This window comes from Cupriavidus sp. PET2-C1, assembly GCF_054515855.1.
Genome location: NZ_CM137260.1, coordinates 2,123,452 through 2,144,822, shown reverse-complemented (window position 1 = coordinate 2,144,822; position 21,371 = coordinate 2,123,452). Strand labels below are relative to the sequence as shown.

Here is a 21,371-nt window from a genome sequence, read left to right as displayed (position 1 = left end):
ACCATGTTCCAGACATCCTCAAAGCCAGCGCAGCGCCGCCGCGGCCGGGCTGGTTCGGCCACCGCGGTGGTGTTGCTTGGCGCTGGCCTGGCCTGCGCCGGGCAAGCGCGGGCCGACGAAGGCACCGGGATCGAGGCGCTCGACTTGCAAAGCGCGTCCGGGCCCGCTGGCCTTGCCGCAGCGCCGGCCGTGCCGGAGCAATCCGATTGCCGGACCGATAGCCGGACCGATAACCCCTACCTGGCTGCCGCGCTCGGCAGCATGGCCGGCCGGACGCCGGCCCAGCAAGAACCCATTGAGGCGCCCCTGGTGGACCACCCCGCCGAAGCCGCACCGAATGCCGCGCCGGATGCCGCGGCAGATAGCAGTGGCGCGCTCGAGGCCGCATCCGGGCCAACCGGTCCATCGGATACCAAGGATCTCCAGGCCGCGGCACCACCGCCGGCGGCGCCGGCCGACACGGTTGCCTGGAAGCCGGTGGCGGACGAACACCTGCAAGACCTGCGCGGCGGCTTTGCCGCAGCCGCGCGTCCGGCCGCCGAGGCGTCCGGCGACCCCGCCATCGCGAGGCTTGAAGCCGTGCGCGCGCAAGCACCGGCACCGCAGGTGCACGCGGCTCGCACCACCATGGCGAGCTGGAAGCCCGTGGCGCAGGAGCGCCTGGATGACCTGCGTGGCGGCTTCGACGTTGGCGGTGGGCTACAGGTTTCGTTCGGTATCGAACGCTCCGTGCTCATCAACGGGGCGCTGGTGGTGTCAACCAGTCTTACTATTCCCGATGTGAGCCGCATCACCGCCGATCAAGCGACACGGTTGGCCGCGGCACTCGGTGTGGCGACCGGCGCCGGGGCGGCGGCGGCCACGGCCGTGGGCAACGCGCTGGCTTCCAATCCCGTGACGGCCGGCACCAGCGGGGCCAACGGGAGCAGCGCAGCAGGAGGCAGCAGTAGCAGTACCGGCACCAGCGGTAGCGCCAGCGCCAGCGCGGGCACCGTGGTGACCAGCCTGCCGGCGACAGCGATCGCGGCGGCCGGTGCCACGGTAACCACCAACGGCGTGCTGAGCCTGATCCAGAACGGGCCGGGCAACAGCGCCGCGGCGAGCATGCTGGCCGGTGCGCCGGTGACGGTGATTCAGAACACGTTGAACAATCAATCGATCCAGAACCTGGTGACCATCAACGCAGGGGTTAACACCTTGCAGGCATTCCGCGCCCAGGTGGCCAACGCGACGTTGAACAGTGCATTGCTCAGTGCAGCCGGCAGGCATTGAAGACGGACGACTGGCAGCAAGTTGCGCAAAGAGAGAGGCAGTATGGGTTAAGCAGGTTGCGGACTCCTGTACGAGGGAGTCCTCCGTCCGGGGGAGGAAGGCGAAATGAAAAATGGGTCGCTGCGAGGCATCCGGCAGGCCGGGTGTTCGACATTGCTGTTGCTGGGCGGGATGGCACAGGGCCAGACCCCCCCCGACGAAGGACCAGCGGCGGCAAAGCTGGAAGCGCTAAAGCGGGAGGTGACCGAGCAGGCCGCCACCCTGGAGCAGATGAAGCGCTCGATGGCGGAGCAGGAGGCCACCATCCGCGAGTTGCGCAGCGTGCTGGGCACCGACGTGCTGGCAAGAAAGCGCGGCGGCCAGCGCGCGCCTGGCACTGGCGGCGTGACCCCAGGAGATACCGCCACCAATGCCGCCGCCGCCGCTGCCGGCTCGGCGGGCACGCAAGGCTTGCCCAATACCAACAACCTGCCGCAAGCCAGCGACAGTCCCCCTAACAACAACCAGAGCGGTGCGCAGGACAGCACCCAGATGGCCGTCGCCGGCGACGAGCAGCCGGTGGGCAAACCCCCCGAGGCCAACACGGCCCCGCCTGCGATCGCGCCGATCTTCGACCAGCCCGGCGTGCTGACACCCGCTGGCAAGCTGGTGGTCGAGCCAAGCTTCCAGTACGGATATTCGTCCAGCAACCGGGTGGCGCTGGTTGGCTACACCATCATCCCCGCGATCCTGATCGGCCTGATCGATGTGCGCGAGGTCAAGACCTCGACCTACATCGAAGCCGTCGCGTTTCGCTACGGCCTCACCAAGCGCCTGGAGATCGAGGCCAAGGTGCCTTACGTGGAGAGTTCCGGCTCGACGATCAGCCGTGAAGTCTTCACCGGCACAGCGGTCGATAACGTCTTCAATGCCAGCGGCAGGGGGCTGGGCGACGTGGAAGCCACAGTGCGCTACCAGATCAATTACGGCAACGAGAAAATGCCGTACTTCATCGGCTGGCTGCGCTACAAGTCCGCCACCGGCAAGAGCCCCTTCGATGTGGTGACCGATTGCGTGACGCGCTGCGTGGGCAATACCACCGGCACCGGCTTGCCGCTGGGGCTGCCCACGGGTACCGGCTTCCAGGCGATCCAGCCGGGCATTACGTGGTTGTTGCCGACCGACCCGGCGGTGTTTTTCGGCACCTTCAGCTATCTGCACAATTTCGCGCGGGACAATGTCAGTCGCACGGTACTGAACGGGCAACAGGAGTCGCTTGGCAAGATCGCGCCGGGGGACATCTTCGGCTTCAACTTCGGTATCGGCCTCTCGCTCAACGAGCATGCCTCATTCAGTATCGGCTACGACCAGAGCATCATCTGGCCGACCAAGCAGAACGGCTCGACGGTGCCGGGCTCGGTGCGGGTGACGCAAGGCACCTTGCTGGTGGGCTATTCCTATCGCTTCAACAGCCGGTACACGCTGAACGTATCGGTCGGCGCCGGGCTTACCACCGATACGCCAAACCTGACGGTAACCGTGCGCTTGCCGATCACATTCTGATGCAAGCGGCGCACTCGGACAGGAGGAAAACGGCGCGAGGTGACGCGTGGGCGGCATCGCTGCGATGTTGCCTTGCGCTCCCCCCGCGACTGGCGTACAAATGAAAAAACCCGTCCCCAGGGCGGATACGGATGCACCTCCACCATCTGGCTTGGCATGGTTGCGTGAAGGCGACTCCGCATGCACACCGCTGCCGGGATAGTCCGAAACGGCCTGACGTGGCCTGAAGCGAGGAGAGAGTCATGCGCAAACGTATCTTCTGGTTGTTGCCCGATCTGGTGAGTGCTCGCCGCACCATGGACGACCTGCTGCTGGCTCGCATCGAGAACAGCCACATCCACTTTGTCGCGCGCGATGGCGCCGATATGAGCGGCTTGCATGAAGCCAACCTGTTCCAGACTTCCGATATCGTCCATGCCGCCGAGATGGGGCTGATGGTGGGCGGCGGCATCGGCATCGTGGCGGGTGCGCTGGTGGCGATGTTCCCGATCGTCAGCGAGACCCCGCAATGGGGCCTGGTCGGCGTGCTGGCGGTGCTGGGCGCGGTGTTCGGCGCCTGGGCGTCCAGCATGATCGGCTGCTCCGCGCCCAACAGCCGGCACAAGGCGTTCGAAAAGGACATCGAGGAAGGCAAGATCCTGCTGATGGTGGACGTGCCGCGTGGCCGCGTCGAGGAAATCGAAGCGCTGCTGCAATCGACCCATCCGGAAGCCCGCTTCGCCGGGCTGGATCCCGCCGTACCTGCCTTTCCCTGAGTTCTCCCCTGCGCTTGCCCTGACGGGCAGGACTGTCCCGTTGTCACGCCGGGGCCCGGCGGCCTGAGGGCCGCCTGCCCCGGCGGGCCGGCGCCCGCTATTTCCCCTCCTGAGCGCGTTCGCAACAGCGATTTGCCGAATCGCCTTGCTTTGAGGTAATTTGCTTGTCGCCGCGCCTATCCGTGGCGCGCATGACAAAAGCAAAAGATTCGCCAACGAACGAGGGGTCGGAGATGAAGACAACATGGATGGCGTGCGGCCTGCTGGCCGCCACGCTGGGTGGGCTTGCGCCGCTGGCACAGGCCGAGCAAGGGGTCACCAGGACCACCATCAAGATCGGGCAATCGGCCGGGGTGACCGGGCCGGTGGCGGGCTCGGTCAAAGAGCAGATCGCCGGGGCGCAGGTCTACCTGAAAACGGTCAATGCCAACGGTGGCGTGGGGGGACGGCGCATCGAGCTGGTGACGTACGACGACGGTTTCGACGCCAAGCGCACGCCCGACAATGTGCGCAAGCTGGTCCAGGAAGACAAGGTGTTCGCGCTCTTCATGGTGCGCGGCACGCCGCAGAACGAAAGCATCCTGCCCATCGTCAACGCCGAGAAGGTGCCGCTGGTGGCGCCGCTGACCGGCGCCATCACCTTGCACCGCCCGGTCAACCGCTACGTGTTCAACGTACGTGCCAAGTACCAGGACGAGGTGGCCCGCGCAATCAACCATCTTGCCACTTCGGGCATGAACCGCATCGCCATCTTCTACGCCAACGACGGCTTTGGCCAGGACGTGTTCGAAGGCTTCAGCACCGCGCTGCAGGCGCGTGGCGTGCAGCCGGCGGCCAGTGCCTCGTATGCGCGCCCGATGGGCGATATCCAGGCCGGTGTCGCCGCCATCAACAAGGCCAATCCGCAAGCGGTGCTGGTCATCGGCTCCGGCTCCGAGGCGGCGCGCCTGATCAAGGAGCTGCGCCGCGGCGGCAGCCAGGCGCAGTTCGTCACGCTGTCCAACAATGCTGCGGATTCCTTTATCAAGGAGCTCGGCGAGGATGCGCGCGGCTTGATCATCACGCAGGTGGTGCCAGGCACCAACTCCAGCCAGATGAGCATTGCCAGCGAATACCGCAGCCTGGCGCGGCAGCAAGGCGTGGACCCGAGCAATGCCGGCATGGAGGGTTTCATGTCGGCCAAGGTGCTGGTGGAGGGCCTGCGCCGTGCCGGGCCGGACCTGACGCGCGAGCGGCTGGTCGGCGCGCTGGAGAGCCTGCGCGACTATGACCTCGGCGGCATCCTGATCAGCTACAGCCCGACGCGGCATACGGGTTCGTCGTTTGTCGAAATGTCGATCGTGTCGTCCACCGGCAAGCTGATCCGCTAGGCCCGCTGCGGTATAGTCGCCGCATGGCTACCTTACCTTTTTCCCTCGAAAGCCGCGTGGCGCTGGTCACCGGCGGCGCGCAAGGCCTGGGCCAGGCGATTGCCGCCGGGCTGGCGCAAGCCGGCGCACACGTCATCGTCGCCGCGCGCAATGCCGAGCGCGTGCATGCCGCCGTTGCCGCGCTGGCCGCCGACGGCGGCCGCGCCGAGCCGCTGGTGCTCGACGTCACCGATGCAGCCGCGGTCGACGCCGCCTTCGCCCACATCGATGCCACGCATGGCCGCCTGGATATCCTCGTCAACAACGCCGGTGCGCGCAACCGCAGCAATATGGCGCACCTGGATGCGGCGGACCTGCGCGAGATGCTGGAGACCAACCTGGTGGCGCCCTACGCCCTGTGCCGCCACGCGGCGCAGCTGATGCGGCGCGGGCGCTACGGGCGCATCGTCAATGTCAGCTCGATTGCGGGGCAGGTGGCGCGTGCCAACGATGTGCTGTATCCCGCTACCAAGGGTGGGCTCGATGCGCTGACGCGCGCCATGGCAGCGGATCTCGGGCGCGACGGGGTGACTGTGAATGCGGTTGCGCCTGGGTATTTTGCTACCGAGCCCAATCAGCCGATGGTGGATGATGCTGGCGTTGCCGAGTGGTTGCGGCAGAGGACAGCGCTTGGGAGGTGGGGGCAGCCGGAGGAGATTGCGGGGGCGGTGGTTTTTCTGGCTTCGGGGGCGGCTTCATATGTGACTGGGCATGTTTTGGCGGTGGATGGGGGGTATCTGGCGCATTTTTGATTTTTGATATTGGGTTTTGGGTGCAGCTGCTTAAAGTCAAAGGCAACTGCAGTTTCACCACCCCTGCGGGGCGGCGACCTACTTTCTTGTCTTGCCAAGAAAGTAGGCAAAGAAGGCGCGCCGGATGGGGCGACTACCTCCTCGGGCTTCGGCGAAAAGAGCGGCCGGGACCCAAACTCGCATCGCCTTAAGGCGATACTCAGACATGGGTCCCTCTTTTCCGCTCTTTTCGCCGAAGCCCGAGGCGCCCCATACGGCCTTGGCACACCTTCACGGCTCGCTTCGCATCGCGTTGGGGTGATTTCCGCCTGGGGGCGGGCATCACGGCTACATCGTTGTTGCGGTGGCGTTGCCGATCTTGTTGGTTTCGGCGGGTCTGTGAGCGCCGCCTGTTCAGGTTGCCTTGCCCTTCTTGAAATGTGCTTGCAGCGTTTCGATCATCGCTGCTGCCGCCGTCGAATCTCCCCGCTCCTTCAAGCGCACCAGGCAAATCTCCCGCACCAGCGATGGCAGCTGCATGGGCCGGATGGCCAGGCTTTCTTGCTGGAACTGGAATAGCGCCAGCGCTGGCACCACGGTCACGCCAAGTCCGGCCGCGACCAGCGCGGCGACGGTGGCCAGGTGTTCCACTTCCATGACCCCGTTGAGCTTGAGCGGATGGAGCGCGGCGTCCAGGTGCTGGCGTACGCTGCTGGTCCGGGATAGCTGGATGAAGGGCAGGCCGGCCAGCGCTTGCGGGGTCACGCGCCGCCGATTGGCGAGGGGATGGCCCGCGGGGCAGACCAGGTGGAAGGTGTCCGTTACCAGGGGCTCGATGCGCAGGTCGCTATCCTGCGCGGGAGCGGGCGCCAGCGCAAAATCCGCGCGGCCGCGCCTTACCAGGTCGATGCAGCCGTCCGCCAGCAGGTCAAACAGTTCGATGGCGATGCCGGGGTAGCGCTGGTGGAAGGCGGCCAGGATCGGCGGCAGGTCGCCTGCCGCCAGCGAGGGCAGCGCGGCGATCGAGACGCGTCCTTTGCGGCGTTCGGCATGGTCGCGCAGCTCCGCGAAGGCGGTCTCGAAATCGGCTAGCAACCGCGCCGCCACGTCTTCGAAGCGCCGTCCTTCCACGCTGAGTTCCACGTGGCGCGTGGTGCGCTCGAACAGCCGCGTGCCGGCTTGCTCCTCCAGCGTCTGGATCAGCGCGCTGAAGGCGGATTGCGACAGGTGGCAGGCCTGCGCCGCGCGGGTGAAGTTGCGGTGCGTGACCAGGGCCACAAAGGCGCGCAGGTGTTTGACGGAGAGGTTCATTGGCAAGCGCCAGCGGCTTCGATTTAATCTGGAAAGTCGATAGATTAATCCAAATTATCCGCTTTTTGGTTGACGGCGGTACGTCTAGAATAGCCGCATTGGCCCGCAACCCCGCGCGCGGCCAGCCTTTGTTCACCCGGTTCTCACCAGGCTTTCATCCTATGACCGCCCCTTTGCTGATCGGCTCCGGCGCCGGCTTCTCCGGCGACCGCACCGACGCCGCCCTGCCCGTGGTGCGCACGCTGATCGCAGCCGGCGGGCCGGCCGTGCTGATGTTCGAGACGCTGGCCGAGCGCACGCTGGCGCTGGCCCAGCTGGCGCGCCGCAACAATCCCGCCCACGGCTACGAGCCCCTGCTCGACGCCTTGCTTGCGCCAGTGCTGGGGCTGTGCCTGGCCAACGGCATTCCCATCGTCGGCAATTTCGGTGCGGCCAATCCCCATGCTGCGGCGCAGCGCGTGCGCGCGCTGGCGGCGGAGCTGGGCCTGGCACCGCCACGGGTGGCGGTGGTGGAGGGCGACGATCTCTCGCACGATGCGGGCCGAGCGGTGCTGCGCAAGATTGTGGGCGCGGGCTTTCCCGAGGCACGCTTCGTTTGCGCCAACGCCTACATTGGCGCGCGGGGCATTGCCGATGCGCTGCGCGCCGGCGCGCAGGTCGTGGTGTGCGGCCGCGTGGCGGATCCCGCGCTGGCGGTGGGCCCGGCCATGGCGCATTTTGGCTGGTCGTGGCAGGACTGGGACCGCCTGGCGCGCGCCACCATGGCCGGGCATTTGCTGGAATGCGGGGCGCAGGTCACCGGCGGCTATTTCGCCGATCCCGGCATGAAGGACGTGCCGGATGTGCACGCCGTCGGCTATCCCATCGTGCGCCTGGACGAAGACGGCAATATCGAAGTGAGCAAGGCGGCGGATACGGGCGGCTGCGTGGACCTGCGCACGGTCAAGGAGCAGCTCCTCTACGAAGTGCACGACCCCGCCGCCTATCTGACGCCCGACGTCATCGCCGACATCAGCGCGGCCACGGTCGAGCAGATCGGCCCGGACCGCGTGGCGGTGCGCAATGTGCGTGGCCGCGAGCGGCCCGAGCAGCTCAAGGCCAACCTGTTCTACGAAGGCGGCTGGATCGCGGAAGGCGAGATCTCCTACGCCGGCCCGAACGCTGCGGCGCGCGCGCGCCTGGCTGCGCAGATCGTGCGCAAACGCATGGAACTGCTGGGCCATGCGGTGCCGATCCGCTTCGACCTGATCGGTGTGCTGAGCGTCTTTGCCGACGATGGCGGCCGCCTGCTGCAACAAACACAACCCGGCGAGGCACAGGCGCAGGACGTGCGCCTGCGCGCCGCGCTGGCGCACGAGGACAAGCCCGTGGCCGAAGCGCTGCTGCGTGAAGTCAATGCGCTGTACACGTGCGGCCCCGCCGGCGGCGGCGGTGTGCGCACCGCGTTGCGCGCGCGGCTGAACGCCATGTCCTGCCTGGTGCCGCGCAGCGCCGTCACCGCAAGCCACTCCCTGCTGCCATGAACGCAACCGCTACCGCAACCGCTACCGCAACCGCTACCCCTGCCACCATCGCGCTCTACCAGCTCGCGCACGGACGCACGGGCGACAAGGGGGATCGCTCCAACATCAGCGTGATTGCCTACGACGCGCGCGATTTCGACCACCTTGTCGCGCATGTCACCGAGGACGCGGTGGCGGCGCTGTTCCGCCACCGCCAGCCGGCGGCGGTCAAGCGCTACCTGGTGTCCTCGCTGCAGGCGATGAATTTCGTCATCGACGGCGTGCTCGATGGCGGCGTGAACGATGCCCTCAACCTGGATACGCACGGCAAGGCACTGTCTTTCCTGCTGCTGCAACTGGAGATCCCTTTGCCCCCGCGGCTGGCCGGCGCCGGCTGAAGCAGAACACCGAAGCAGAACACCGAAGTAAAGCGACAAACCAGAACGATTCCAGATTCGAACAGGAGACCAAAAATGTCCGCATACACCAAGCCCGCTTCCCGCCTGAAGGTGGTCACCGGCATCGCCGCCGCGGCGCTCGCGCTGCTGGCCGGCCCGGCGCAGGCGGAGTTTCCGGACAAGCCGATTCGCTTTGTGGTGCCGTTCGCCGCCGGCAGCGCCACGGACCAGCTCGCCCGCGCGATCGGCCAGGCCATTACGGTCGATGCCAAGGTGACGGTGGTGGTCGACAACAAGCCCGGCGCCAACGGCTTTATCGCTGCCAGCGACGTGGCCAAGGCCAGCCCGGACGGCTATACCGTGCTGATCAGCACCAACACCACGCATGCGGCCAACGAGCATCTGTTCAAGAAGCTGCCCTACGATCCGGTCAAGGACTACGTACCGGTGACCGCGCTGGGCCGTGGCGGCCAGATCATGGTGGTCAACCCGCAGTTGCCGGTCAACAATGTCGGGGAATTCATCGCGCTGGCCAAGAAGGAGCCGGGCAAGCTCAGCTTTGGCAGCGGCAGCTCGTCCTCGCGCATTGCCGGAGAGCTGTTCCAGCAGATGGCGCATGTGCAGTTGCTGCACGTGCCCTACAAGAGCAACCCGCTGGCCATCACCGACCTGCTGGGCAACCAGATCCAGATGATGATCACCGATACCGCCACCGGCCTGCCCCAGGTCAAGAGCGGCAAGCTCAAGGCGCTGGGTGTGTCGGGCAAGACGCGCTCGCCGCTGGCGCCCAGTGTGCCGACCATCGACGAGGCCGGCGTCAAAGGCTATGAGATGAGCTACTGGTTCGCCGCCTACGCGCCGGCCAAGACGCCGCAGCCGGTGGTGGACAAGCTCAACGCCCTGCTGGTGAAGGCTGCCAAGAGCGAGACGGCGGCAAACTTCTACCAGTCCACCGGCACCGACGTGTTCACCAGCACGCCCGCGGAGCTGGCCAAGTTCCAGGCGCAGGAATCGGCCAAGTGGGGCCGCATCATCAAGGCCGCCAACATCCAGCCTGAGTAAGGCATGGCCGGCGGCCTCGCCGTGCGATCCACCTGCACGGCGAGGCTGCCGGGCCAGCTTACTGGGCCAGCGTCGCCTTGTAGCCCACCGCATACGGCAGCTTGCCGGGCTTGGCGCTGCCCACCGGCTGCGACAGCGCCGTGAACTCCGTCTCGTTGAGCACCGTCAGCCCGCCCAGCGCCGCGGCGGTCTTGCCGTTGCTCACCGGATCGGCCGGGGCCAGCGCCACCATGGCGGTGGCCGCTGCGCGCACGGCGCTCAGGTAGCTCGTGGTGTCGTCCAGGCGGTAGTTGTCCAGCTTGACGCGCTGGCGCAGCCAGTCACCCCAGTAAAACTCCGTGAACTCCGTGGCGTCCGCCAGTTGCTGGTAGCCGATGTCGCGCGTGAAATACACCAGCGAGCGATAGCGGTCGTTGCCCAGACCGTTGCGCAGGCCGAGCGCCGGCGGCAGTTCGGCCGGCGTGGTCGGGCGGTTGGCGGTGTCCTTCAGCCACATCAGCTTGCGCTCGCGCAGCGTGCGGAAGAACGTGGCGCGGTCCTGCGTGGCCAGGTTGTCCTGCACCTTGATCCACATCTTCGCCTGCGGGCCGCCGTCGGCAGCTTCCCACACGCTGGTGAAGGTGTGATGGCCATCGGTCAGGTACGGCTTGCCCGCCGGGCCGATCACCATGGTCTTCATATCCGCTGGCTTGTTGCCGACCGCCTTGGTGCAGGTGAAGGAGGCGAGGTTGTCCAGGCGCGACGCAGCGGTCGTCGCGCTGGCCTTGTTCTGGCCGTTGGCCTCGCAGGCATCGTCGAACTTCTTGGCCGGGTCGGCCGCGTAGCGGCCCAGCTTGTAGTAGATCTGGTCGAAACCGATGGCCGGCTGGGTCGGGCGCAGGTCGGCCAGCGTGACCTGCACGATATCGCCGGCCTTGGCTTGCAGGTAGGTGGTGGTCGGGGTTTGCGCGGCCAGCGGCGTGCAAACGCCCTGGAGGCGGCGCTTGGCGCCGGGTACGTCGCGCAGCTGGTAGGCCAGCTTGGCGGTGACCGGCAGCAGCGCCAGCGAGGCGGCTTGCGGCTGGGCGGCGGCGGTGTCCTGCCAGGTCCCGGACACCAGCCCGTTGGCACCGGTGGCGATGGCGCCACCGGCCCCGATGGCTGCGTTGTAGTTCAGCGCGACGTCCGTGGCGATATTGTCGGCGGCGAGCCGGTTGCCCGCGATCGACACGATGTTGCGGCGGGTGCGGCCAGTGGCCGCGTTGCCGTCGTCCAGCTCGGGCTCGGCGCACAGCCAGTCCCCGTCGGCGGCGCCGGCGGCAATGGCCTGCGTGCTCTTGAGCACCCAGCTGCCGTTGCGCGGGCTGCCGTCGGCATTGCTGGCGGCCTCGTCGACGAACAGCGTTGCCTGACCATCCTGGCGTGCCACAAAGAGGCGGCCGATCTTGCTGCCGCCCAGCGTCACGGCGAAGGCGCCGGGGAAGCGCTGCTGGTCGGCGTCCACGGCGAGCGTGCCGCTTTCGCCGCCGGCGCAATTGTCGGCATAGGCGGCGCCGGCGCAGGCGCGCACCTTCCCGTCCGCGGAGATCTTGACCTGTCCCACGGCGGCCGTGGTGCCTGCCTGGCGCAGATAGTTGTAGACGCCCGCGACATCGCTTAGCTGCGCGCCCTTGTTGGCCGCGCTCACGTGGCCCTGGAGCAGTGCGCCGCCACCCGCGAGGAGGTTGGGCACCTGGCCCAGCGCACCGGACAGCACGCCGGCATCGACCACGAACTCAAAGCTGATGGCGCTCGCGGCGGTGGCCAGGGCCGCAGGCACGTCGGCACTGGCTGCCGCCAGCTTGGTGACCTTGTAGGTGTCGCCGCTACGCGTGTAGCTGCCCACCAGCGTGCCGCCCAGGCCAAAGCGCGAATCGAGAAAGCGCAGCGTGACCTGGCCGGCGGCCGGCTGGTCGAGCGCAACCGACACGGTATCGCCGAAGCTCACCGCGCCGACATAGAGCGAGCCGCCCGCCAGCGGCGTAAGCGCGGCCGGCTGCGTCACCGCGCCGCCATTGCCGCCGGTGCTGCCGCCGCTGCCCGCTTGTGCAGCCTGCGTCTGGTCGCCGTCGCCGCCGCAGGCGGCCAGCGCTGCCGTTGCCAGGGTACAGGCCACTGCAGCCCATCGGTTTCGCTTGATCATCGATCTTTCACCCGTTCGTCGTTCTCGTTTGTTCTCGTTTGCCGCCCGCCTGTGGGGGCGGGCGGCGGCAGGGCCACAATCTATGTCGGCTTGATGACGTGCTCGTGACGAAAGGTCTTGAAGCAAAGGCAACCAGGCCGCTGCGATCGCGGGAACCGGCGCATTCCGAAGCAACCTTGCTGGCGGGAGGGCCGCGCCACCGCTGGCGCGGGAGACGGGCTACCATGCCGCCAATCCATCAACGACGGCCGTGCGGCAGCCTCTGGCCAGCCGCAGGCGCACCCAAGGCACGCATGAACGCACCCGCATCGACGTATCCCGGCTCGCTCGATCCCCAGGCCCTGATCCGCACCTATATCCGCGCGAAGGACGAGAACCGCCCCCATCTGATGGCGCACGCCTTCGCTGCCGATGCCACGCTGGAGATGACGGTCAAGTCCGAGGCCATCGCGTTCCCGGCGCGCAGCGAAGGCCTGGCCACGATCAGCGACGTGCTGGTGCGGCGCTTTGGCCAGAGCTACGACAACGTCTACACGTTCTGCCTGGCAGAGGCCCCGCCCGCAGCCGACGCGCAACGCTATGGCTGCGACTGGCTGGTTGGCATGACCGACAAGGCCAGCGGTGGCGTGCGCGTGGGTTGCGGCAGCTACGCATGGGAATTCTCCGGGCAAGATGGTGCCCGGCGCGTGCAGGCACTCACCATCGTGATCGAGGCCATGGAGGTGTTGCCCGCCGACGCCGCGCAACAGGTGCTCGACGGCTGGCTGGCCCGCCTGCCCTATCCCTGGAGCACCGCATCGCACGTTTGCGCGCAGGCTCCGGCACTGGCACAGTTGGCACCGGCGCTGGCGTATTTGCGTTCCCGCGCGGCGCAGAACAGCCGTTGATCAGGCAGCGGCACGTGGCCTTGCCTGGCTTGCTCCCCTAAAGGACCAAAGGACCAAAGGACCAAAGGACCAAAGGACCAAAGGACCGACCCATGACTTCGCCCTGCCTTGCTGGCCGCCTGGCTTCGCTTTCGATGATCTGCGCCCTCGCCCTTGCCGGCCTGCCCGCGCTGGCGCAGGTCCAGGCGCCAGCGGCCCCGCCGGCCCAGCAGAGGACCCAGGTGCCCGGCTACTACCGCATGATGCTGGGCCAGTTCGAGGTCACCGCGCTCTACGACGGCTACGTCGACCTGGACACCAAGGTGCTCAGGTTCACCAGCCCGGGCGAGGTACAAGGCCTGCTCGCGCGCATGTTCGTGGCCTCCACGCCCGGCATGCAGACCGCCGTCAACGCTTACCTGGTCAACACCGGCGCCAACCTGATCCTGGTCGACACCGGCACGGCGGCTTGCTTTGGCCCCACGCTGGGCCGCGTCGTCGAGAACCTGCGCGCGGCGGGCTACAACCCCGCCCAGGTCGATACGGTGCTGCTGACCCATATGCACGGCGATCACGCGTGCGGCCTGACGGCCGAGGGCAAGGCCGTTTTCACCAACGCCACCGTGTATGTCGACAAGGTCGAGGCGGGCTACTGGCTGGACGCAGCCACCGCCGCGCGCGCGCCGCAGGACGCGCAGTCCTTTTTCGCCATGGCGCGCGCCGCCGTCGCCCCTTACCAGGCCGCCGGCCGGCTGCGCACCTTCGGCGCCGGCGACAAGCTGGTGGCGGGCGTGAGCGCGGTGCCGGCGCACGGGCACACCCCGGGCCACAGCGGTTACCTGTTCAAGTCAGGCGATCAAAGCCTGCTGGTGTGGGGCGATATCGTGCACAGCCATGCGGTGCAGTTCCGCCGCCCGGAAGTGGCGCTGGAGTTCGACGTGGACAGCACGCAGGCGGTGCGCACGCGCAAGAAGATTTTCGCCGATGCCGCGCGCGGCAAGCTGTGGGTGGCGGGCGCCCACCTGCCGTTCCCGGGGATCGGCCATGTGCGCGTGGAGAGCAAGGGCTACGCCTGGGTGCCGGTGGAATACGGGCCGCTGCGCACGGACCGGTAATGTCGATGCGCCCCCATGTGCCGGGGTTGCCTCTTAGCGCTTGAACCCCAGCACCAGCACGCCGGCGCCAACCAGCGCGATGCCGGCCCACTCGCGCAGGTTGGGGCGTTCGCCGAGAAAGATCACGGCGAACACCGCCACCAGCAGCAGGCTCAGCTTGTCCACCGGCGCCACCTTCGAAGCATCGCCAATCTTCAGCGCCCGGAAGTAACACACCCAGGAGGCGCCCGTGGCAAGGCCGGAGAGCACGAGGAAGATCCAGGTCCGCGGCGACAGCGCAAGCGGGTTGCTCCACTTGCCCGTGAGCACCACGAAAAAACTCAGCACCACGATGATCACCGCCGTGCGCACCAGCGTGGCAAGGTCCGAGTTGACGCCTTCCAGCCCGATCTTGGCGAAGATCGCCGTCAGCGCGGCAAATACGGCCGACAGCAACGCCCAATGAAACCAACCGGTGGATGAGGCCATGTGTTGTTGTGCACGATGAAGGTTTGAGCGGCAGGCCAGCCCGCCGGGCCCGGCTCAGATGCGCCGGCGCTCCATGGCCACCAGCGAGGGCACAAAGCCGAGCTGCCCGAAGAAGGCCGCCTCGGACGAGCGTCCGGCGCGCAGCACCCAGGTGATATCGGGATCGTTGCCGACGATGTGGCGCACCAGCGCCCGGCCGATGCCGCGGCGGCGATGGCTCGGCGTCACCGCGATCATCGACAGGTAACCGTTGGAGATGTCGTCGCACAGCGCCCGCGCGAAACCCACGATCTCTCCGTTATCGACCGCCACCACCACCCGTTGCGAGTTGGCGATCAGCCGGGCGAAGCGTTCCGTGTTGGCAACGCGGTGCGCCCATCCGTTGGCCGCAAGGAGTTGTCTGGCCGCCTCGATCTCTTCTGGCAGCAGATTGCGGATTTCCATCGGGGCTCCCAATGCAAGCAGATACGGCAACTCGGCGCTGCCCTTCTAATGGGGGGCGTCACGAGGCGAGTGCGACGCGGGGCCGCAAAAAAGACTGCAGGCAGTGTAGCGAGCGCGCGAAGGCCCGTCAATTTGCGGCAGGCCATGTTGCTTCCGCTCTGTAGCGGGGTATCATGTTTCCCATGAATGCCTCGATCTTCTCTTCCGCCCATCCGGCCGATCAGCTGGCCGAGTTCTCCGACGCCGACGCGGCGCTGGCCCGCATCCGTGAAATCTACGATGCCTCGGTCGGCGCGATCCGCGCGCGCTTCGATGCCTTCGCCCAGGGCCAGCCGCTGCCGTCCGCGGCACATGCCTGCTACCCCTACCTGGGCATCTCGGTCAATCTCGAAACCATGGTCACCGACAGCCGGCCATCCTGGGGCACGGTTGCCTACCCCGGGGTCTACGGCACCACGGTCACCCGCCCCGAACTGCTGGCCGATTACTACCGCGACCAGATCGAGCGCCTGATACGCTACCACCGCGTGCCCGTGGTGGTCGGCGTCAGCCGCCGCCCGATCCCGTTGCCGTTCGTCATCGAAGCCTCCACCACGGACATCAGCTACACCCAGGCGCGCGAGCTCGAAGCCTCGTTCGTGCTGCCCGAGCTGAGCCGCATCGACGACGCCATCGCCAACGGCACCTATGAGCCGGTGCCCGGCGAAGCCTGGCCGCTCTCGATGTTTCCCGGCGAGCGCGTGGACCTGGCACTGCAGCGCCTTTATCACTACACCGGCACCGCGCCCCAGCATTTCCAGCGCTTTGTGCTGTTTACCAACTATCAGCGCTACGTCGACGAATTCATTGCGCTCGGCCGCTCGCTGATGGCCGCCGAAGACGCGCAAGGCGCGGATGGCTACGTGCGCTTCGTCGAACCCGGCGATGTGATGCAAGAGCGCGGCGAGGCCGAACCTGACGACGCGCTGCGCCCGCGCGCGTTGCCGCAGATGCCCGCCTACCACCTGGTGCGCGAGGACAATCTCGGTGTCACGCTGGTCAATATCGGCGTGGGCCCGTCCAACGCCAAGACCATGACCGACCACCTTGCCGTGCTGCGCCCGCACTGCTGGCTGATGGTTGGCCACTGCGGCGGCCTGCGCCGCTCGCAACAACTCGGCGACTACGTCCTGGCGCACGCGTATGTGCGCGACGACCACGTGCTCGATCACGACCTGCCCCCCTGGGTGCCGGTGCCGCCTATCGCCGAGATCCAGGTCGCGCTGCAAGAGGCCGTGGTGCGCGTGACGGGTTTGTCCGGCAACGAGATGAAGACCCGCATGCGCACCGGCACCGTTGTCTCCACCGACGACCGCAACTGGGAGCTCAAGTCCAAGGCGTTGTACGCCCGCTTCAACCAGTCGCGCGCGATTGCCATCGACATGGAAAGCGCCACGGTCGCGGCCAACGGCTTCCGCCTGCGGGTGCCGTATGGCACCTTGCTATGCGTGTCCGACAAGCCGCTGCATGGCGAACTCAAGCTGCGCGGCATGGCCAACGCGTTTTATCGGCAGCGGGTGAGCCAGCATATGTCGATCGGGCTGGAGGCGATTCGCATCTTGCGCGAGGGCGGTGCCGAGCAACTGCACTCGCGAAAGCTGCGTAGTTTTGACGAGCCGGCGTTCCGGTAGGCAGGCGAAATGCGCGGCCACGAAGGCGGTTCGCCATCCGCTATTGGCGATATGCCTTGGCAGGCATAGAATCTCGCGCTTCGCCCAGCTTCAGCACCATGACTACGAATCCCCATGCGGTTATGACGCTGGCCAGCCTGACGCTCGCGGGCTGCTTGCGTTACCCGCATGCATCGGGCCATCTCGTTCGCACCGCGACGATCGCGGCCTGCCTAGCCGATCTGCTCGGGCTGGATGCGGCGCACTGCGAGCGCATACGGCTCGTCACGCCGGCGCACGACGTGGGCAAGCTCGCTATCCCCGATGCCATTCTGCTCAAACCTGGCAAGCTGCTCCCTGAAGAGCGGCAGGTGATCGAGCGGCATGCCGAGATCGGCGCGAATATACTTGCGGGCAGCGCGGACGCGCTGATGCGTCTGGCGGCGCAAGTCGCGCACCATCACCATGAGCGTTTCGATGGCACGGGCTATCCACGCGGCCTGGCCGGCAAGGAGATCCCGCTGGCCGCGCGTATCGTGGCGCTCGCCGACGCGTTCGATGCCATGACGGAGTCGCGCTGCTATCGTCCCGGCATGAGCGACGACGATGCGTTGTCGATTGTCTCGGCAGGTTCCGGCACGCATTTCGACCCGGGCGTGGCGAGCGTTTTTCTCGCCAACATCCCGCAGATACTGCAGAGCCGGCAATCAGCGCAAGCGCTGCTTGATGCTGGCCCGGAGCTGGCCGTGGTCGCGCGCTTCTATGGCTTGAGTCGCAACGCATTGCGGCAGATCCCGCGCCCAGCCAGAGCCTGACGCGGTATCAGCCGCGCGCTCGTTGTGCGGTGGCGTGCCGTTCCGCGTTTCGTCAGAAGCGGTAGCCCACACCCATGCTGAACAGCCACGGGTCCAGGCTCACGTTCGAGACCTTCACGCCGGCCGCCTTCACATCGCTCGACAGCCACACCTTCTTGACGTCGGCATTGAGGAACCAGTTCTTGGTGAGCTTGTAGTCCATGCCGATCTGCAGGGCCGGCGCCACGCTCCAGCTATCGAGCGACAGCGAATTGTTGGCAATGTCGGCGCCCCAGATGCGCGTGAAGTTCAGGCCGGCGCCGATATACGGGCGGAAGGTGCCGTTGGGAATGAAGTGATACTGCACCAGCAGCGTCGGCGGCAGATGGGTGAAGGAGCCGATCTTGTTGCCATCCAGGTAGACGTTCTGCTTCTGCGGCACGGTCAGCACCAGCTCGGCGGCGATGTGCGGCGTGAAGAAGTAGGTGACATCGAGTTCTGGAATCCACTTGTTGTTGACCGTGATGCGGTCCGAGGCGCCAACGCCGCCGATCGGGTCGGACTTGCCGGCCATGTCGAGATAGGTGCCGCGCAGGCGCACCATCCAGTTGCCCTGCGCTTCATCGGCAGCAGCAGCGGGTGTTGCGGCAACGGCGCCGAGCACGGCAAGGGTAGCAATGGCGGTGGTGCACAGACGGGTAGGCAGGTGCTTCTTCATGATGGTTGGCTCGTGTTTTAGGAAACTTCACGCACAGTGTGGCGCAGCGTTTCCGGTCGAGCCTTGACCGAGAGCAAGAAGATGGGCATCGGTGGCGCGCACACGCGCATGCGTCGCCGCGTTGCGACAGTCCCCGCTCGCGCCGGGGTGCTTGCGCGCGAGCCGCGCGGCGCGCTTTCGCATTTCCAATCCCGGGCCGGGCTTCTAAGGACATGCGCAAATATTCGTGGCAGCAAGTTTGCGCCCGCCTTACGCTGTGCACACAGTCAAGCAACGAGCATGTCGTGGGCGTCCCGCAAGGGCGTCTTTCCGGGTGTGCCCCGTGGGGGCGGGGCACACCGGTTTTTCTGCGCCGAGGCCTTGGGCCCGGGCGCGGGCGGCATCAATCGGCCAGGGCTTGCTCGCGCCGCGGCTGGCTGGCCGCACGCAGGTGGCGGTTCACGCCCGACACCACGGCCTTGAGCGATGCCGTGACGATACTGGCATCGATGCCGGCGCCGAAGCCCGTGGCGGAGTCTCCTACCCGCACTTCCACATAGCAGGCCGCGGCAGCATTGGCGCCGCTTGACAGCGCGTGCTCGTGGTAATCCATCACCCGTACCGGCATGTCCAGCGCGCCTTTGAGGCCGCTGACAAACGCATCGATCGGGCCGTTGCCCCGGCCGCGCGCGCTGACCGCTTGGCCATCGCGCAGCAGCGCCACTTCGATCTCGACGTGGCCGTCGCTGCCGGACACCATCTGGTGGCCCACATAGCGCAGCGGCGCCTCATCTTCGAGATACTCGCGCTTGAACAAGCCATACAAGTCATCGGCGCTGGCTTCGAGCCCGCTCTCGTCGGTCATCGACTGCACCGCGCGGCTGAACTCGATCTGCAGGCGGCGCGGCATATAGATGCCATGCACCTGTTCGAGCAGGTAAGCCATGCCGCCCTTGCCGGACTGGCTGTTCACGCGGATCACCGCATCGTAGCTGCGGCCAAGGTCGGCCGGGTCGATCGGCAGGTAAGGCACCTCCCAGATCGCATCCGCCTTCTGCTGTGCGAAGCCCTTGCGAATCGCATCCTGGTGCGAGCCTGAGAAGGCCGTGAAGACGAGGTCGCCCACATACGGGTGGCGCGGATGCACGGGGAGCTGGTTGCAATCCTCCACGCACTGGCGCACTTCATCGATGTCGGAAAAATCGAGCTCGGGGTCCACGCCCTGCGTGTAGAGATTCAACGCCAGCGTCACCAGGTCGACATTGCCGGTGCGCTCGCCATTGCCAAACAAGCAGCCTTCCACGCGATCGGCGCCGGCCATCACGGCAAGCTCGGCGGCTGCCACGGCGGTGCCACGGTCATTGTGCGGGTGCACCGACAGTACGATGTCTGCGCGCCGTGCAAGATGCCGGTGCATCCATTCGATCTGGTCGGCGAAGAGATTGGGCGTGCTGCATTCCACCGTGGTCGGCAGGTTGAGAATGAGCGGGCGCGTGGCGCTAGGCTGCCAGATCGCGGATACCGCATCGCAAACCTCGAGCGAGAAATCCAGCTCGGTCATGCTGAAGGTCTCGGGCGAGTATTCGTAGCTCCATGCCGTTTCGGGCATGCCGTCGGTCAGCGTCTTGATCAGGCGCGTGCCCGCCAGCGCGATCTCCTTGACCTCCTCGCGGCTTGCACCAAACACGATGCGGCGAAACGCGGGGGCGATGGGGTTGTAGAGATGCACCACGGCGCGCGCGGCGCCGCGCACGGATTCGATGGTGCGCTGTATCAGGTCTTCGCGCGCCTGGGTCAGCACCACGATGGTCACGTCGTCCGGGATGCGGTCTTCCTCGATCAGCATCCGCACGAAATCGAAATCGGTCTGCGAGGCCGAGGGAAACGCCACCTCGATCTGCTTGAGCCCGATCTTGACCAGCTGCTCGAAGAAGCGGAGCTTGCGCTGCGGATTCATCGGCTCGATCAGGGCCTGGTTGCCATCGCGCAGATCCGTGCTCATCCAGACCGGCGCGCGCGTGATGCGCTTGGCGGGCCAGGTTCGGTCGGCGATATCTACGGTGGTGGCAGGGCGGTATTTGGTGGCGGGGTTGCGCAACATCATGACGGTTCTCCTTCCTCGCGGGAAGATGCAAGACACAAGTAGCAAAAAGCAAAAAGCAAAAAGCAGGACGCAAGATCGCCAGGGCGCTGAAGCGCTCAACGGCGAAGGCGTCAGAAAGCTATTGCGGAAAAAGGGTGGCGCGAGGCTGCCGAACTGCCACTAGGCCCTAGGCCCGGCAACCGATCAGTAGGTCTAGCAGTAGCGAGGAGGAAAGACGCGGCGCCGACAGGGCCGGTGCAAGGGGAGCAATGGCGGTACCCAGCGCGCGACCTGCTGCCGGCACGCGCGCGGCTGCAGCGATGCGGGAGGCATCGGCGGCGCGGCGGTGGAAGCAGGTGGCTTGGTGCATTGCGTGGTGTGTGTGAGCGGTGCGGATGACGCGGCTTACGCAAGGTGCGTCGATCACTTGCACATGTACTTGTCATGCATGCCGAGCCCGCTTTTCAGCGCCCGGCATCCGGCAAGAATAGTCGAGAACGCGAACGGGCGTCAAGGACGCGTGGGACGAGTGCGCCGAGTCCCCTGCGGATAACCGGTTTGCCAGCCACCTCCGCCTGGCCATCAGCACGGACTTGTCTTTCAATGATCCGTCCCCGGACGGCCGCCTGCTGGAGATCGTGCCGCGCAGGTGCCGACGAGGAGGGAAAGAGGGGAGGGAGGTGGTGCCGAAGACGCCGTGAACCAGCGTGGCGAACCCAAAGCGTACCCGTTTCTGCGTGGATCAAAAACGTGGCCAGCGATGGGTTTTGGGGCGTATCAGCGCTTGGCCACGAAGCGGATGACCTGCTCGCCGGCCTGTTGGGCGGGCACTTGCTGCACGCTGTCGGTGGTGCTGGAGCCGCAGGTATTGCAGCCGCCGCTGTCGCAGCCGCTGGCGCAGCCGGCCGCTGCCTGCGGTGCCAGCCAGGCCACCGCGCGCTGGCGCCACCCGGTGGCCGCGGTGCCACCCAGGCGCGCCGCCAGCCCGCTCTTGATCCGTTCACGGGTGCGCGGTGCATAGCGAGCCAGCACGGAGAGCGTGCAGGCCAGCACGATCAGCGGCACCAGCAGGGTTTCAAAGGCGTGGTAAAGGCTCATGGCTGCAATGTCCT

Annotated in this window: 19 protein-coding genes; 12 read left to right on the top strand and 7 right to left on the bottom strand. The window is 66.7% G+C overall.

The annotated features are described in order from the left end of the window. Nucleotides 1–3: 3 nt before the first annotated feature. The 5 genes from ACX12D_RS29650 (at nt 4) to ACX12D_RS29630 (ending at nt 5,730) form a co-directional block, all read left to right on the top strand. Nucleotides 4–1,272: a hypothetical protein gene (locus ACX12D_RS29650; RefSeq protein ID WP_459374611.1), complete on the top strand. Its 1,269-nt coding sequence runs from the start codon at nt 4–6 to the stop codon at nt 1,270–1,272. 105 nt (nt 1,273–1,377) lie between these two features. Beyond that, nucleotides 1,378–2,814: an acetate kinase gene (locus ACX12D_RS29645; protein ID WP_459374610.1), complete on the top strand. Its 1,437-nt coding sequence runs from the start codon at nt 1,378–1,380 to the stop codon at nt 2,812–2,814. 242 nt (nt 2,815–3,056) lie between these two features. Further along, nucleotides 3,057–3,569 carry a DUF1269 domain-containing protein gene (locus ACX12D_RS29640; RefSeq protein ID WP_459374608.1) on the top strand — a complete coding sequence of 171 codons (513 nt, stop codon included), beginning with the start codon at nt 3,057–3,059 and terminating at the stop codon, nt 3,567–3,569. Nucleotides 3,570–3,802: 233 nt separating this feature from the next. Further along, entirely contained in the window at nt 3,803–4,939 is a 1,137-nt protein-coding gene (locus ACX12D_RS29635) for an ABC transporter substrate-binding protein (RefSeq protein ID WP_459374607.1), read from the top strand. 23 nt (nt 4,940–4,962) lie between these two features. Continuing rightward, on the top strand, nt 4,963–5,730 hold the full coding sequence (locus ACX12D_RS29630; RefSeq protein WP_441632678.1) for an SDR family oxidoreductase: 768 nt from the start codon (nt 4,963–4,965) through the stop codon (nt 5,728–5,730). A gap of 393 nt (nt 5,731–6,123) precedes the next feature. On the opposite strand, the gene ACX12D_RS29625 is transcribed toward ACX12D_RS29630, so the two are convergent. After that, nucleotides 6,124–7,020: a LysR substrate-binding domain-containing protein gene (locus ACX12D_RS29625; protein WP_459374606.1), complete on the bottom strand. Its 897-nt coding sequence runs from the start codon at nt 7,018–7,020 to the stop codon at nt 6,124–6,126. A gap of 161 nt (nt 7,021–7,181) precedes the next feature. Between ACX12D_RS29625 and ACX12D_RS29620 the strand changes: the two genes are divergently transcribed. The 3 genes from ACX12D_RS29620 to ACX12D_RS29610 all read left to right on the top strand — a co-directional run bounded on the left by ACX12D_RS29620 (nt 7,182) and on the right by ACX12D_RS29610 (nt 9,982). Next, a complete protein-coding gene (locus tag ACX12D_RS29620) occupies nt 7,182–8,543 on the top strand; it encodes an acyclic terpene utilization AtuA family protein (protein ID WP_459374605.1) in 1,362 nt (453 codons plus the stop codon). Beyond that, nucleotides 8,540–8,920 (top strand): AtuA-related protein, encoded by a 381-nt coding sequence (locus ACX12D_RS29615; RefSeq protein WP_441632684.1) that lies wholly within the window; start codon nt 8,540–8,542, stop codon nt 8,918–8,920. Before ACX12D_RS29620 ends, ACX12D_RS29615 begins: the two co-directional genes overlap by 4 nt. A 75-nt stretch (nt 8,921–8,995) precedes the next feature. Beyond that, nucleotides 8,996–9,982, top strand: a complete 987-nt coding sequence (locus ACX12D_RS29610; protein ID WP_459374604.1) for a Bug family tripartite tricarboxylate transporter substrate binding protein — start codon at nt 8,996–8,998, stop codon at nt 9,980–9,982. Between the two features lie 58 nt (nt 9,983–10,040). On the opposite strand, the gene ACX12D_RS29605 is transcribed toward ACX12D_RS29610, so the two are convergent. Further along, nucleotides 10,041–12,143: a ParB/Srx family N-terminal domain-containing protein gene (locus ACX12D_RS29605; RefSeq protein WP_459374603.1), complete on the bottom strand. Its 2,103-nt coding sequence runs from the start codon at nt 12,141–12,143 to the stop codon at nt 10,041–10,043. Between the two features lie 293 nt (nt 12,144–12,436). Between ACX12D_RS29605 and ACX12D_RS29600 the strand changes: the two genes are divergently transcribed. Together ACX12D_RS29600 and ACX12D_RS29595 are read left to right on the top strand one after the other, a co-directional pair. Beyond that, the gene (locus tag ACX12D_RS29600; RefSeq protein WP_459374601.1) at nt 12,437–13,030 is read left to right on the top strand and encodes a hypothetical protein; all 594 of its coding nucleotides are present in this window, start codon (nt 12,437–12,439) and stop codon (nt 13,028–13,030) included. A 92-nt stretch (nt 13,031–13,122) separates the two neighbouring features. Next, nucleotides 13,123–14,124, top strand: a complete 1,002-nt coding sequence (locus tag ACX12D_RS29595; RefSeq protein WP_459374600.1) for an MBL fold metallo-hydrolase — start codon at nt 13,123–13,125, stop codon at nt 14,122–14,124. A gap of 33 nt (nt 14,125–14,157) precedes the next feature. On the opposite strand, the gene ACX12D_RS29590 is transcribed toward ACX12D_RS29595, so the two are convergent. After that, the gene (locus tag ACX12D_RS29590; RefSeq protein ID WP_150986453.1) at nt 14,158–14,592 is read right to left on the bottom strand and encodes an EamA family transporter; all 435 of its coding nucleotides are present in this window, start codon (nt 14,590–14,592) and stop codon (nt 14,158–14,160) included. 54 nt (nt 14,593–14,646) lie between these two features. Next, entirely contained in the window at nt 14,647–15,036 is a 390-nt protein-coding gene (locus ACX12D_RS29585; protein WP_459374599.1) for a GNAT family N-acetyltransferase, read from the bottom strand. A gap of 173 nt (nt 15,037–15,209) precedes the next feature. Between ACX12D_RS29585 and ACX12D_RS29580 the strand changes: the two genes are divergently transcribed. Together ACX12D_RS29580 and ACX12D_RS29575 are read left to right on the top strand one after the other, a co-directional pair. Beyond that, nucleotides 15,210–16,706 (top strand): AMP nucleosidase, encoded by a 1,497-nt coding sequence (locus ACX12D_RS29580; RefSeq protein ID WP_441632696.1) that lies wholly within the window; start codon nt 15,210–15,212, stop codon nt 16,704–16,706. 98 nt (nt 16,707–16,804) lie between these two features. Continuing rightward, nucleotides 16,805–17,500, top strand: a complete 696-nt coding sequence (locus ACX12D_RS29575; RefSeq protein WP_459374597.1) for an HD-GYP domain-containing protein — start codon at nt 16,805–16,807, stop codon at nt 17,498–17,500. 52 nt (nt 17,501–17,552) lie between these two features. Here the strand turns inward: ACX12D_RS29575 and ACX12D_RS29570 are convergent, their stop codons facing one another. The 3 genes from ACX12D_RS29570 to ACX12D_RS29560 all read right to left on the bottom strand — a co-directional run bounded on the left by ACX12D_RS29570 (nt 17,553) and on the right by ACX12D_RS29560 (nt 21,357). Next, nucleotides 17,553–18,197: an OmpW/AlkL family protein gene (locus tag ACX12D_RS29570; RefSeq protein WP_459374596.1), complete on the bottom strand. Its 645-nt coding sequence runs from the start codon at nt 18,195–18,197 to the stop codon at nt 17,553–17,555. 382 nt (nt 18,198–18,579) lie between these two features. Beyond that, complete coding sequence (gene leuA / locus ACX12D_RS29565) at nt 18,580–20,277, bottom strand: 2-isopropylmalate synthase (protein WP_459376557.1); 1,698 nt, start codon at nt 20,275–20,277, stop codon at nt 18,580–18,582. A 759-nt stretch (nt 20,278–21,036) separates the two neighbouring features. Next, on the bottom strand, nt 21,037–21,357 hold the full coding sequence (locus ACX12D_RS29560; RefSeq protein ID WP_459374595.1) for a DUF6587 family protein: 321 nt from the start codon (nt 21,355–21,357) through the stop codon (nt 21,037–21,039). Between the last annotated feature and the right edge of the window lie 14 nt (nt 21,358–21,371).